Genomic DNA, 14,073 nt, shown 5'->3' on the forward strand with positions numbered 1-14,073 from the left:
CAGACGTACCGACTATTGTGATTTGTTTTTTCTCTGCTTCCAAATCCAGCCAGCGACAGGAACTAAGATGGTTGCCCATAGCCATTGCCAATTATTTGATACAAAAGCAGTAATTTTCTGTATTCCGGTGACTTCAACTTCAATAACTCTATCAAAAGTTTTAATAGAGCGTGCGGTAGGTCGTCCGTTAATATCTAGCAAAGCCACCAAAGTTAAGTGTAGGTTATGTTTCCCCTCTATTTTTGGGGTAATTTCCCATCTCCATTCAGTTGGCATAGATTCTGATATGGCTTGTATGTCTGGTGTTATTGAGGTAATAGAAAATTTATCCCCAGAAAGTGTAGCCTCCATTATTCTGCTTACTTTAACTTCTGCACCTTCCCTTTCCCCTTGCTTAAGTATATATTGCTTGAGTTCTTCAACTGTACGGTTGAGGTCTAGTAATAATTGAATTTGATGTGAGCTATCTATATTGATAGGCTTTTCAGGGACATTGTATGCTATTACAGCATCAAGCATACTCCTAAGTGCATTTTCTACATCGGACTCTATAGACTTCGGCTCTGAATCTGTAGAGTTACTGCCCCGTAGTTGTGGTGGCATTACTCGTGGTTCTACTTCTTCACGAGGCGAGGCTTCTAACTTCCTTCTTTCATCTTCTTCAAGAAGCAAGGCTTCTCTTTCACGAAGCAAGGCATCTAGCTTCTTTATTTCATCTTCTACGTGCCGTTCACTTGCAGTGCTTACTATTCTTGGTGGTGAGTGAGGTACTGGCGTAACTGACTTATTTGAATCAACAAAAAAGAGACTAGCTATAAAGAGACCAGCTAAGAATACTAAAATTGTAGTTGGAAGTGCCTTTAGAGCATATACAAGTATTGAGTTTGATTTCATATATACCTCCAAGTGGAGCAACTTAGACAAAGTGTACTGGGTGCAATAACAGAGTTTATGCAATGCGCATGTATTGTTAAGTGGTAAAGTATCAATAAGGTTAGGCTAAAAAATGACCTGTATATGGGCAATTCATCGCATAAACCTGATTTAAAGCATGCTCAACGGCTAGCATTAAGAATTACATATGCGCAGGAATGTGTTTAAGTTAATTGATGAACAATATTTTTATTCTTTTAATCAAAAGGTTGAGCGTTTAGTCAGAAGTTTTTCTGATTCATAATCTAAATTTCCCGGTGTTCTCCCTTTCGGGAATTTTCCACTAACAGGGATTTTTCCCCTAACTCTGGTAAGAAACAGATTAGAGGGAAAGAAAACCAAATGACTCTTCTTAAGATTATCCTTATCGTGTTAACCACTAACTATTAACCACTTAGATTAAATAATTTTAGAGAGTGAGTCTGGTGGTTATAGGTATAGGGGGGAGGGTAGGAGGTGTAGGGAAAGTGTTACGATTGCATCGTCTCCCTACTTTTACACAAAAGGTGTTTTACCAGAGCGTGTTTTTTAAACTGTAAACTGTAAACTGAAAACTGAAAACACTCTTAGCTCTATCAGTAGTGTTTTTTTAGAGGAGAGTCGGCATTTGCCGCCTTTATGATAAAGCCAAGCTCATTCTCACCTTTATCTCCATCCCATATATAGTAAGCGCCACTCGTCACCACTATGTTGTCTTTGGGTAACCCAAGCTTATGAAGTTTATCAATTAACCAATCTATATGATAACTAAGCTCGGCATACTCGGGGGCTAGATTCCTTAATCTTACGCTGATATTTACGTCCACGTGGAAAGCAAATGGTTTTTGTAAATCTACTATCTTCAATTGCTTTTCATCATTGAAACTATCGGGGTTTCCCGCTATCAAATCTTCAAGAGAAAAAGTTTGAGAGTAATCCTTTAAGACGATTACTAGTTTTGAAATCACTCTTAGCCCTTCTTAAAATACTTTTGTTAAATGAGACATTCCTTGTCAATTTTGTAAGCTGCTTTATTACGGCTTTGGTATTGCAGCGCGAGCTAGTGCGTCAGCTTTCTCGTTAAGTGGGTTTCCACTATGACCCTTAATCCATTCCCAAGATACGTTCAGCGCATCATTTAAAGAGTCTAACTGTTGCCATAAATCAGCGTTCTCTACAGGCTTCTTAGAGGCGGTACGCCACCCGTTACGTTTCCAGTTAGTTATCCACTCACTGATTCCCTTAATCACATACTGGCTCCCTGAACGAACCACAATAGGGTTCTTAGGGCGACGACGCTGAAACTCTTCTAAGGCTTTGATTACCGCTGTTAGTGCCATTCTGTTCCCAGTGGTTTGTAGCTCACCCCCTGAGCCTTTTCTTACCATATCGTCTCTGCTTAGCACATAACCCCAGCCACCGAGTCTAGTTTGAGTAATACACGCACCGTCAGGGTATGCGTAGTAAACTGTCGTCGTAGGAATTTCTTTCTTAGTTGTCATATTTTCTCCTTGCTCGTTTTGTTTTTTGTTTTTAGAGATCGAGGTGGAGATTATACATAAGTTATTGTTATTACAATCAATTGTTCCACTTCGTTATTAGTCAACAAAGCGGAACTAACTTTTTTAAGCAATTGAAAATTAGGTAGACTCCAATTATTTTGATTAACATTTGAGCTAAAAAATGCTGAAAAATTCTGAAAAAAAGTTTCTGATTGCAGGAATTTTAGGCACATTTCCCCTTATGAAGTGACTTGGTCACGGCGTATTAGCCGCTAATGCTCTCTGAACGGTGGACAAAGACACACCAACCTCAGAAGCAATCTTACGCAGTGATACCCCTTCAGAACGTAGCTCTATGATCCGCTGGTGGTTCGTTTCGTTACTAGGTCTACCTTTGTACTTACCAGCCACTTTAGCCTTCTCAATGCCTTCCTGACGCCTTTCTTGAATCATTGCTAACTCAAACTGAGCAACAGCCCCTAGCATATTCAGCATCAACTCAGACATATGGTCACTGCCACCAGCGTTAAAGCTAAGGTTCTCTTTGTGGAACTTAACGCTCACACCTAGTTCATTCCAACCATTTACTAACTGCTTTAAATCAACCAAGTTACGGGCTAGACGGTCAATGCTATGTACATGAATGGTGTCTCCATCCCTTACGTATTCCTTCAGTTCCGTTAAGGCTGGTCGTTTAGTTGAGCCACCACTGCACTTGTCAGTGAAAGACTTATCAAATGAGATACCAGTATCAGTAAGTTGACGGTCTGTGTTCTGGTCTACAGTAGAGACCCTTAGATAAGCTATGTGTGCCACTGAGTGTACCCGTTTGGTTCTTAGAAGTGCTTAAGGCTATAGTACCTATAAATGCAAATCAACCCTAATGGGTACTGTTAGATCAGTGTTTGACCATAGTCATATGGGTATACCTAATGAGTACGTGTGCTTGGGTTGTATTAATAGATATTAACTGGACTCTGATGTAGGTCTTGAATCTCTGATGAAGTGGAAAGGTATATATTTACACATTATATAAATATAGTATTATCATTTATTGTGGTATTTTTGGGATGATAAAATAATTATGGAAATTGTTAATAAATCTTTAACTATCGATGTTGATTTAGATGATGACGTCTGGGGTGAAATAGTTAAAGTTACTAAAAGTCATGATGATATTAGCCTGATAGTAAAGGGTGTGGGTATTAACATGTCAAAGTTGGTTATCCCTGAATCAATAAGTAGCATTGAATTTAAATACTGCAGTTTCAATGAAGAAATCGAGATATGTGGTCTTGAAAAAGGTCGTTATTTTGGTATTAAAAATTGCAAGAAGAATTTTATTTTTGGTAATGTTACTCTTAAAGAAATTTGTTGTAGAGTGTTTTCATTTATAGAAGAAGTCCCTGAAAATATTGATGAAGAAGAATTGTTTTCTAACTTAAATTTGTCACCATTCATTAAAAATTGTGCTTTTCATCATTTTAATTGTCATTCTATTTCATGTCCTGAGTTTACTAATGTTGTCTTTATCGATAAGTTTACATATAGATGCATTTTGGCTAATGAAAATATATCGTTGTTTTTTGGTAATTGTAGATTTATCTCTGGGTTGAAAATCGAGGTTCTAGATGTTGATAATCTTGAAATAATTATAAAAAAATCACAAGTAACTGATAAGGATAATCATGAGGATCTATTTCAATCCCTATCAGGCTTAGTAAGTTTTAATGTTAGTAAAAACACTGTTATTAAAAACATTGAGGTTTTTGACTCTAAACTTAAAGGGATGAACCTTTACTTTTTTAAAAAGAGGATTGAGAATGTTGATATTAAAAAATCAGTTCTAGGTATTCTTGAGTTTTACACGGCAAGTGATGATGAGAATAACTATATTTATAATATCAACATTATTGAATCAGAAGTGGATAAATTATCTCTTAGATATAAAAATATCGTTCATGAAATGTCACTACTTAATACTACTTTTAATACCCCTCCTGAGCTTTTAGGAGCCAATATACCTAGTGGTAGTATTTTTCCTAAAAAGGAGTATTTTAAAAGTAGAAGTGGGGTTCATGATGCTTCTTGTTACCGGAATATTCGTTTTGCAATGGAATCTCAAAGAGATAGAGATTTAGAAGGTATGTTTTTTGGTTTAGAGCAAGAAAGCATAATGAATATAAAAGACGGTGTTAGTAAATATTTTAGCCTGAGTTATCTTTACTTGGCTTTATCCAATTATGGAACTAATTACACTAGACCTCTTATCATACTATCTCTATCAATTATATTCTTCTCTTTGACCAACTCAATATTATTATCACCTATAGTTTCACCAAGTTTACCTATTGATTGGGAACTGGTTTTTAGATCATTTATTTTAACAATTAAGCAGGTCTTACAACCATTCTCTACACTAAAAGATATTTCATTTAATATTGAAGAAAGTGGGACAGTAAATTATCTATATGTTATTTTTGGTGTGATAAACAGTTTAATATCTATTGGATGTATTGCCTTATCTGCTTTAGCCATTCGATGGAAGTTCAAAAGAGGCTGAAAATAAGACAATTCATGTGAACTATAGATGCTCCGATTTTATGCTGAACTTATTTGTACAACAGGGTGGTACAAAGTCTCTAGATGGTTTACATTTAAGTTGTTGATTTTAATTGTTTTAAACTTGGTAGCTAGCACTCGAGAGTTCGAATCTCTCACTCACCGCCACATTTGAGCCCTAGCAGAAATGCTGGGGCTTTTTCGTATTACGCGACAAGTTCAATCCCAGAGCTGTATATCGTATTGGTTCTCAATTACTCATTGAGTCGGCAAGCCCTTCAAAAAGCCTCCTTTTTTATTCATCTTTTGTTACACATTTTCCGTACAGGTAGTGCGTTTTTATTCGCATGTTGTGATGAGCGTTCCTTATTAAATTTTCCATAAAATCAATTAATTGTTGAAATTAGAACGCTTGTCAAAAAGTCATCAGATATCATGTTTAATAGAGTCTTTTACCTAATGGGATACTCTATTTGTTTGATATAATTTCTCGCAATTTGTATACCATAATTAAAGAGAGTCTATTCATGTTCCAGAACTTAACGATCAAGCAGAAGATAGTGATTCCGCTGTCACTGATTATTGGATTGTTTATTGTGAGCTCTGTATTAAACGTTATGACAAGTTGGAAACAATCTGAGTTGAGTGAAACACTTAACGAACAGATAGTGCCGAACTTATTAACGATTGAGGATGCTTACCGCGATCTTTACCAAGCTACATCTGCAATCCAAGGTGTTGCTCTTTCTGATACTCAAACCGATATTGACCACCACATCGGTGAATACAAAGACAACGCATACAAAGCGCTGCCTCGTATGGAGAAAATGATTGAGCTATCGCAAGCTGGCGTGATGCCTTCTTCGCACGGTAATGAAGTGAGAAAGCTTGTCTCCCTAGGTGAAAAATGGTTGGCGAGTTATGAAGCGATGTTGCGTTTACCTCAATCACAATGGCTTGGTTACTACAACGAACACAAACACACCTTTGAAAATCAGTTTATCGAGGTAAGAGCGCAACTGAATGTTGTGAAAGATGCGATAGAAGAAAAACAAAGCCTATTGAAAGATGAAATCTCAGCAGCCGCAACAAGAGCTCAGGTAATTCTTGAAGCGGGCATTGTGATTGTTATTCTGGCCGCTATTGCGATGGCGTTTTTGTTGTTGCAAACCGTCGTGAAGCCTATCAACGATATCAAAAATGCGATGACAGAAATTGCTTCTGGTGAAGGTGATTTAAGCCAGCGAATCGATGTGAAAACACAAGACGAAATTGGCAATTTAGCGAACGCGTTTAATCAGTTTGTGTCTAAAATCCAAGCGACAGTTTCTCAAGTAATTGAAAGTTCGAATACCTTGCGTAATGAGATGGAAAATCTTAGCTCGTTGACCACGACCATCGCGAACTCGACCGTTTCACAGCAAAAAGACAGCGAGGCGGTAGCAGCGGCAGTGCATGAAATGCAAGTCACCAGCAGAAATGTCAGCGATAGCGCTAACGAAGCTGCGGTTGCGAGCCAAACAGCGAATGATGAACTTACCAATACCAATGTTATTTTGGATCAAACCGTTAGCTCAATTCGTAGCCTCGCAAGTGAAATCGAAAGTGCAAGCCACGTCATTAACACATTGGATCATGATGTGAGTAACATTGCTTCTGTATTGGATGTCATTCGTGGTATCGCAGAGCAAACGAACTTATTGGCGCTTAACGCAGCGATTGAAGCGGCTCGTGCAGGAGAGCAAGGGCGAGGTTTTGCTGTTGTAGCAGATGAGGTTCGCTCGTTAGCCAGTCGCACACAACAGAGTACGGGTGAAATCCAAACCATGATTGAAAAGCTACAATCTGGTGCGGGACAAGCCGTAGAAGTGATGCGTGGTAGCCAAAATAGCAGTGATGAAACAATTCAATCGGCAGGGAGGGCGAGTCAATCCCTTTCTGAAATCTTGAACGCGATTTCACGTATGAACGAGATGAATACACACATTGCAACGGCTGCAAGCCAGCAAAGTACGGTAAGTGACGAAGTAAATAGCAACGTACAAGGCATTGCAGATAGCAGTACATCTATTGTGGAAATCGTCAACCAAGCGCAAGCATCTTTAGCCATGTTATCAGAGCAAACCCAGCGCTTAGATCATCAGGTTAGTCAGTTCAAAGTATAAGCTGAGAACTGCAGTCTCACTGACGAAATAACCCGCTTCTTAGCGGGTTATTTTTTAGATAAGGGTCGAACCTGATTTGTGAAGGCTCGACTATATTTACATTCCTCTTTTACTTAACTTTGTATACCAGAGGGGTAAATAATCCTAGACAGCGGTGACAAACTCTGTACAGCGTGATGATGCTTTTATCATCACTTTTGCTGCTTTTTAACCATTGCAATTGCTCACAGGAAAGTGTGATTTCCAACCCAAAATCTTCAAATTTGAGAACTTCATTACACCTTTACCATAAACGTTTTTCGTAAGCGTATAGAACTGTAAATTTTGTTGTATGTACAACACTGGGTAATTATCATCCTAATTAATTTGTTCTGGATATACATCCGTTAGTCATCATTAAGTCATTCTAGAAGTTTTTAGCAAGGAATCTTGAAGGCTTGTAGGTAAAAGAGAGAAAAATTCATGAGACGTAAAACCACGCTATCTCTGCTGATTGCGTCGAGCCTTTTTGTGGTTGGATGTCAACCTAGCGAAGAAGGATCGAGTCAAGGTAGTGGTCCTGCGCCCGCAACCGAAGTTGAAGTGTTAACGGTGGAGCCAACTCGCCAAGCGTTAACTGTTGAGTTGCCAGGTCGTAGCCGTGCATTCAAAGAAGCGGAAGTTCGTCCGCAAGTTACAGGCATTATTTCAGAACGAAATTTTGTTGAAGGCGGCCTTGTTGAACAAGGACAGTCCCTATATCAAATTGATGATTCATCATTTCAAGCGGATTTGCTGAGCGCTGAAGCGGAATTAATCCGAGCTCAAGCAGCGGCAGAATCGACCCATGCCACAGTGAAGCGTTACAGAACCTTGATCACCAAAAAGTCCATCAGCCAACAAGATTTGGATGAAGCAGAAGCAGCATACAAGGAAGCGCAAGCACAGGTCCTAGTCGCAAAAGCTAAGATCAATACGGCAAAAATCAATTTAGATTACACGCAAGTGAAAGCTCCGATTAGCGGTGTGATCGGTAAATCGAGTGTGACGGCGGGTGCGTTGGTTACGGCTAACCAAGCAGCCAAATTAGCGACCATTCAGCAGCTTGATCCTATCAACGTTGATATTGTGCAATCATCCGCGCAACTGCTGCGTTTAAAAGCGGCTCTTTCCCAGGGTCATATGCAAGAAGATGACTCTGCGCAAGTTACATTGATGCTTGAAGATGGCAGCACGTACGAACATAAAGGCACGATGAAATTTACCGAGGTCAATGTGAACGAAAGTACGGGTAGCGTGACGCTTCGTGCTGAATTCCCAAACCCTGACGGTTTGTTACTACCAGGAATGTTTGTTCGTGCGACGGTTATTACTGGTGTTGACCCTGACGCGATTCTGATACCACAAAATACCGTTTCTCGTGATGCGACAGGCAAAGCAACAGTGATGATGGTGAATGGTGAGAACAAAGTGGAAGCGAGACCAGTGAAGACAGCTGAAGCGATCAATAATCAATGGCGTATTATTGATGGTTTAAACGCGGGCGATAAAGTCATTACTGCTGGGTTACAAAAGGTAGGTCCAGGTAGTCCTGTAACTATCCAAAACGGTGAGCAGGAGTAATCATGGCACGATTTTTTATCGATCGTCCGGTATTTGCTTGGGTTCTCGCGATTCTAACGATGTTGGCGGGGGTAATGTCATTATTCAATTTACCCGTCTCGCAATACCCAACGATTTCACCGACAACGATCACCATCAGTGCACGTTATCCAGGTGCATCAGCGAAAACCGTTGAAGACTCGGTAACGCAGGTTATCGAGCAAAATATGACGGGATTAGATTATCTTCGCTACCTATCATCGAGCAGTGATGCATTCGGTAATGCGACAATTACCCTGACGTTTGATAGCGAAGCTGATCCTGATATCGCGCAAGTACAGGTGCAGAACAAACTGCAATTGGCATTGACATCATTGCCGATGGAAGTACAAAACCAAGGTATCGTCGTGAATAAATCCAACACGGCGTTTCTCATGGTGGTGGCAGTTTATTCTGAAGATCCTGACTTTACAGAAAACGATATCGGCGACTTTGTTGTAACGAATATTCAAGACCCGATAAGTCGTGTAACTGGCGTAGGACAAGTGCAGGCGTTTGGTGCGCAGTATGCGATGCGAGTCTGGCTGGACCCATTTAAGCTTACGCAGTTCAACTTGACCGCAATCGATGTAGCGAATGCGATCAGTGAACAGAACGCGCAAGTTTCTTCAGGTCAACTTGGTGCAGCACCTGCGCAGGAAGGTCAGCTGTTGAATGCAACGATTTCGTCTGCAAGTCGTTTGAGCAGTGTGGAAGAGTTCCAAGACATCATTCTTAAGTCTGACGCCAGCGGTTCGAATGTTTATTTGAAAGATGTAGCTCGCGTTGAACGTGGGGCAGAAAGTTACGACATTCGAGGCCAATATAATGGCTTCCCAGCATCGGGGTTAGGTATTTCATTAGGTACTGGCGCAAACGCGCTTGAGACAGCCAATGCGGTAAAAGAGCGCTTAGACCAACTGAGTGCTACGTTCCCAGAAGGGTTACAGATTGCTTACCCATTTGAAACGACGCCATTCGTCAAAGCCTCGATTCAAGAAGTGGTTAAAACGCTATTAGAAGCCATTCTTCTTGTGTTCTTAATCATGTACCTGTTCTTGCAGAACTTCCGTGCGACGATCATTCCAACGATCGCAGTGCCTGTCGTACTACTCGGCACCTTCGCTATTTTGTACGCGACTGGATTTAGCGTAAATACGTTAACCATGTTCGCGATGGTTCTGGCTATCGGTTTGCTGGTGGACGATGCCATCGTTGTGGTGGAAAACGTCGAGCGCGTGATGCATGAGGATGGGTTAGAGCCCAAAGAAGCGACCAAAAAATCGATGGGGCAGATCACTGGTGCTCTGATTGGTGTGGGTCTGACGCTTTCTGCGGTATTCGTCCCTATGGCGTTTATGTCTGGCTCTACAGGGGTTATTTACCGTCAGTTCTCGATAACGATTGTGGCGGCGATGACACTTTCAGTTTTGGTAGCAATAATTCTGACTCCAGCATTATGTGCAACATTACTGAAAAAAGGCGATGCTGAGCTTCTAGAAAAGAAAGGCTTCTTTGGCTGGTTTAACCGCAAGTTTGATGCGATGACAGCTGGCTATGAAACCGGCGTTGCTAAACTCCTAAAGCGCACAGGTCGTATGTTGGTTGTATTCTTGGCAATGAGTGCAGGTGCGGGCTGGCTGTTTATGAACCTTCCGACGTCATTCTTGCCGGATGAAGACCAAGGCACGGTATTCTCAATGGCCATTTTGCCGCCTAACTCAACGCAAGAGCAGACGGAAAAAACACTTGAGAAAATGCGCGACTTTTACCTTGTGGATGAGAAAGACAACGTGAAATCAGTCTTCTCCGTTGCGGGCTTTAGTTTTGCAGGTCAAGGCCAAAACATGGGGATGGCCTTTATCGGTCTGAAAGATTGGTCAGAGCGTGAAGCGCCGGGTGCTGATGCAGCTTCCATTACGGGTCGAGCGATGGGGTACTTCTCAACCATTAAAGAAGCACTGGTGTTTGCATTTGCACCTCCTGCGATTCAAGAATTGGGTAACTCGACAGGCTTTGATTTCTATCTTCAAGATTCGTTGAACAAAGGTCACGACGCATTAGTCGCTGCGCAAGGTCAACTGCTTGGCATGGCTGCACAAAACCCGAAACTTGTCGGTGTTCGTCCGAACGGCCAAGCAGATGCGCCAATGTACAAAGTGAACATTGACCACGTTAAACTGCGTGCTCTGGATGTTAGCATTAATGACGTCAACCAAATCCTGTCAGCGGCATGGGGCGGGGCGTACATTAACGACTATATTGATCGCGGTCGAGTGAAAAAAGTCATGATGCAAAGTGATGCGGAATACCGTATGCAGCCAAAAGACTTCGATTCGTGGTACGTGCGCAACTCAAAAGGTGAGATGGTGCCTTTCTCTGCCTTTGCGAGCGGAGAGTGGACGTATGGTTCACCTCTTTTGCAGCGTTTTGATGGTTTGCCAGCGATGAATATCCAAGGCGGCGCAGCTCCTGGCGTCAGTACTGGTGAAGCCATGGCAGAAATTGAAGCAATGGTAGAAAAGCTACCAGAAGGCTTTACGGTGAACTGGAATGGCATCTCTTATGAGGAGCGTCTGTCTGGAAACCAAGCGCCAATGTTATATGCGCTGTCTATCCTCGTCGTATTCTTAGTTCTCGCCGCTTTGTATGAAAGTTGGTCAGTACCTTTCGCCGTAGTGTTAGTTGTGCCACTTGGTGTGCTTGGCGCTGTGCTCGCGGTAATGACGCGAAGTATGGACAACGATGTATTCTTCCAGGTGAGCTTATTAACGACGGTCGGCTTGGCAACTAAAAACGCCATTCTGATTGTTGAGTTTGCGAAAGATTACTACGAGAAAGGCGCAGGCCTTATCGAAGCTACCCTGCATGCCGTTCGTGTTCGTCTGCGCCCAATTATTATGACATCGCTAGCCTTTGGTCTGGGTGTAGTACCGCTTGCTATCAGTTCAGGTGTGGGCTCAGCAGGTCAAAATGCGGTAGGTACTGGTGTACTTGGTGGCATGATCAGTGCGACGATCTTAGGTATATTCTTTGTGCCAATCTTCTTTGTGGTGGTTGAGCGATTGTTTGATCGACGTGCGAGAAAAGAATCGGAGGCAGAGTTGTCTGAGACTAATCCTAAACCAGCTCAGCAAAGCGAGTAAGACTTGGTTGCTGTAACTGAGTTATACTGGTGATAATAAACACGATAAAAGGGCGCTTCGGCGCTCTTTATTTTATGTTTTCACTTGGTGGTTACCGTCTTTGACGCAAACTTGAAGGGGGAGCGTTTTGCCTTATGCAGAATCTGCTTACTCCTCCGACCGAATGAAAGCCTAAAGAAGAACAAACGACGATGAAAGATCAGAAAATCTCCCCAATTTCCGTTTTGGATCAAAGCCCTATGTTTGTCTGCGGTGTGATGCAGCGAATGTATCGCAACCGTGCTCAAGCTGAGCTCTCTCAGCAAAATTTAATGACACTCGAGATGGCAAGTGCACTGGCCGCTTTGGAAGAGTTTCAACCCATGAGTCAGCAAGCGTTGGCTGACGCGGTTCGAACTGAGCGAAGTGTAGCAAAGCGAATGGTGGATAATTTGGAAAAGCGAGGGTTTGTTCAAGTTTCTAAAAGTAAATCGAATCAGCGTCTCAAAATGCTCAGCATGACAAAAGAGGGGGCAAACGCTTTAAAGCAAGTGCATCAAATCATGACGAACTTACAGAAAGAATTTTTTGCTTGTTTGTCTGAATCAGAAGCGAGTGAGTTTTTTCGTTTGGTAAGAAAGCTCACTTTTGCAAATCACGACCAGTAGCTTATCTTAATGCTATCTAACGCGCCTTTACTTTATCGGTGATCAATTATATTAAGTCGTAAAACTTAAGAAATAGAATGCCCAACGTACACGTGATGGTAGAAAGTACCGTAGTGAGTGCGATGATATTTGCGGCTAATGTGGCATTGCCTCCCATAGAACGTGCCATGACATAACTGGCTGCTGCCACTGGGGAAGCGTTCATAAAGAAAAGAATACCTAACTCAATTCCTCGAAAACCTACTAAGTAAGCACCAATAGTGATCATTACGGGTGCCACGATCAGCTTGTAACTGCTTGCAAACCAAGATGGACCTTTCTCTTTTCTCATCAAGCTAAAATCGAGTGAGCCGCCCGTACACAACAGCGCTAAAGGTAATGTCATTTTGGACAAGTAGTCCCCTGCATCAATAACAACATTCGGTACTGGAATAGAGAGCAAATAGAAAGCCATCCCTAGGACGATTGAGATTATCAGTGGATTCCTCGTCAGTGTTCGGCCCATCATTTTTGCGGCTTGTGGGACAGAAGTTGCGCCCTTGGGAGATAAGCAAATAACTGCTTGGACGTTATAAAGAAACGTGGTGACCGCGACATAAAGCGCTGCTAACGCCACACCTTGAGAACCATACGCATTGGCAACGTAAGCGATGCCAATAATACCTGTGTTTGCTCGAAACCCACCTTGGATAAGAACACCTTGGTCAGGTGATGCTTTGAACAGAAGCTTGACCGAAAGGTAGGTGAAAATGAAAAACGAAATGCTAGCGATGACGCCGAAATTGACAAAGCCACTCGCCGCGGAAAAATCGTGTTCTGAAGCCACAATACTGACAAATAACATCGCAGGTAGCGTAGCTTGAAACACCAGTTTAGAGCCCACTTCGATAAAATTATCGTTGATCAGTCCAATGCGTTTGAACACCACGCCAAGTATTAACATTAAGCAGATAGGGCCGGTTATCGACAAAGAGAATTGCAACTGATGTAGAACAGCTTCCATGTAAGTACCCGCAGCAAAAGAAAAATATTCCTGCTGTCTATTAAGCCATAAACTCTGGGAGACAGGACAGAAAAGTGATGAAATTTTCCTCTTTTGTTGTTTCCAGAACCATTTGCATTCCAAGTTATGGACGAGGTCCCAGTTTAACAAAGCTGTACTGGTTCTATGCGCGATATGTTGGTTTACTACTTGCCGTGATGCATCCACATGCGTATTAAATAAAAGGGTTGGTCATTGTGGTTATGGATAGGAGTTCATCGATGAAAAGGAAACACAACAAAACCGTACTTTGTGCATTTGTCTCAGGTTCGGTGTTTGGTGCAGCTTTAGTCATTGCGATGTCTTTACCAATGTAATCGTTTCTGTAGGCTCTTTGAATACTTACGCTAATTCAATACAAAAACAGATTGAGTTCAGCTTGATGTACTGTTAGTTTGAAAACATGAAAATACACGTTAGCCCTTCATCAACAACCTTCTTTTGGTGGCGCTCTAAATAGAGCGGCACGGAATACTC

10 protein-coding genes are annotated in these 14,073 nt (G+C 41.8%); 5 read left to right on the plus strand and 5 right to left on the minus strand.

The features are described 5' to 3' along the window. Positions 1-12: 12 nt before the first annotated feature. The 4 genes from MTR11_RS06035 to MTR11_RS06050 form a co-directional block, all read right to left on the minus strand. Positions 13-894 (minus strand): hypothetical protein, encoded by an 882-nt coding sequence (locus MTR11_RS06035; protein WP_243327134.1) that lies wholly within the window; start codon positions 892-894, stop codon positions 13-15. A gap of 614 nt (positions 895-1,508) precedes the next feature. Further along, positions 1,509-1,880 (minus strand): hypothetical protein, encoded by a 372-nt coding sequence (locus MTR11_RS06040; protein ID WP_243327135.1) that lies wholly within the window; start codon positions 1,878-1,880, stop codon positions 1,509-1,511. 66 nt (positions 1,881-1,946) lie between these two features. Further along, complete coding sequence (gene rnhA / locus MTR11_RS06045) at positions 1,947-2,414, minus strand: ribonuclease HI (RefSeq protein WP_243327136.1); 468 nt, start codon at positions 2,412-2,414, stop codon at positions 1,947-1,949. Positions 2,415-2,669: 255 nt separating this feature from the next. Beyond that, positions 2,670-3,230, minus strand: coding sequence for a recombinase family protein (locus MTR11_RS06050; protein ID WP_243327137.1), 561 nt, complete (start codon positions 3,228-3,230; stop codon positions 2,670-2,672). Between the two features lie 268 nt (positions 3,231-3,498). On the opposite strand from MTR11_RS06050, the gene MTR11_RS06055 reads away from it, so the two are divergent. From MTR11_RS06055 to MTR11_RS06075, 5 genes are all read left to right on the plus strand, one after another. Next, the gene (locus MTR11_RS06055) at positions 3,499-4,977 is read left to right on the plus strand and encodes a hypothetical protein (protein WP_243327138.1); all 1,479 of its coding nucleotides are present in this window, start codon (positions 3,499-3,501) and stop codon (positions 4,975-4,977) included. 526 nt (positions 4,978-5,503) lie between these two features. Further along, complete coding sequence (locus MTR11_RS06060) at positions 5,504-7,141, plus strand: methyl-accepting chemotaxis protein (protein ID WP_046874750.1); 1,638 nt, start codon at positions 5,504-5,506, stop codon at positions 7,139-7,141. Positions 7,142-7,603: 462 nt separating this feature from the next. Further along, positions 7,604-8,743 carry an efflux RND transporter periplasmic adaptor subunit gene (locus tag MTR11_RS06065; protein ID WP_053807186.1) on the plus strand — a complete coding sequence of 380 codons (1,140 nt, stop codon included), beginning with the start codon at positions 7,604-7,606 and terminating at the stop codon, positions 8,741-8,743. Between the two features lie 2 nt (positions 8,744-8,745). Further along, positions 8,746-11,907 (plus strand): efflux RND transporter permease subunit, encoded by a 3,162-nt coding sequence (locus MTR11_RS06070; protein WP_046874752.1) that lies wholly within the window; start codon positions 8,746-8,748, stop codon positions 11,905-11,907. A gap of 191 nt (positions 11,908-12,098) precedes the next feature. Beyond that, positions 12,099-12,554: a MarR family winged helix-turn-helix transcriptional regulator gene (locus tag MTR11_RS06075; RefSeq protein WP_237283754.1), complete on the plus strand. Its 456-nt coding sequence runs from the start codon at positions 12,099-12,101 to the stop codon at positions 12,552-12,554. 46 nt (positions 12,555-12,600) lie between these two features. Here MTR11_RS06075 and MTR11_RS06080 read toward each other — a convergent pair whose 3' ends face one another. Continuing rightward, a complete protein-coding gene (locus tag MTR11_RS06080) occupies positions 12,601-13,557 on the minus strand; it encodes an AEC family transporter (protein ID WP_243327139.1) in 957 nt (318 codons plus the stop codon). Positions 13,558-14,073: the final 516 nt, after the last annotated feature.

It is taken from the genome of Vibrio sp. CCB-PB317, assembly GCF_022808245.1.
GTDB lineage: Bacteria > Pseudomonadota > Gammaproteobacteria > Enterobacterales > Vibrionaceae > Vibrio > Vibrio diabolicus.

Coding starts and splice junctions, on each gene's coding strand:
- MTR11_RS06035 (WP_243327134.1), bottom strand. CDS start 894: ATGAAATCAAACTCAATACTTGTATATGCTCTAAAGGCACTTCCAACT.
- rnhA (WP_243327136.1), bottom strand. CDS start 2,414: ATGACAACTAAGAAAGAAATTCCTACGACGACAGTTTACTACGCATAC.
- MTR11_RS06055 (WP_243327138.1), top strand. CDS start 3,499: ATGGAAATTGTTAATAAATCTTTAACTATCGATGTTGATTTAGATGAT.
- MTR11_RS06060 (WP_046874750.1), top strand. CDS start 5,504: ATGTTCCAGAACTTAACGATCAAGCAGAAGATAGTGATTCCGCTGTCA.
- MTR11_RS06065 (WP_053807186.1), top strand. CDS start 7,604: ATGAGACGTAAAACCACGCTATCTCTGCTGATTGCGTCGAGCCTTTTT.
- MTR11_RS06070 (WP_046874752.1), top strand. CDS start 8,746: ATGGCACGATTTTTTATCGATCGTCCGGTATTTGCTTGGGTTCTCGCG.
- MTR11_RS06075 (WP_237283754.1), top strand. CDS start 12,099: ATGAAAGATCAGAAAATCTCCCCAATTTCCGTTTTGGATCAAAGCCCT.
- MTR11_RS06080 (WP_243327139.1), bottom strand. CDS start 13,557: ATGGAAGCTGTTCTACATCAGTTGCAATTCTCTTTGTCGATAACCGGC.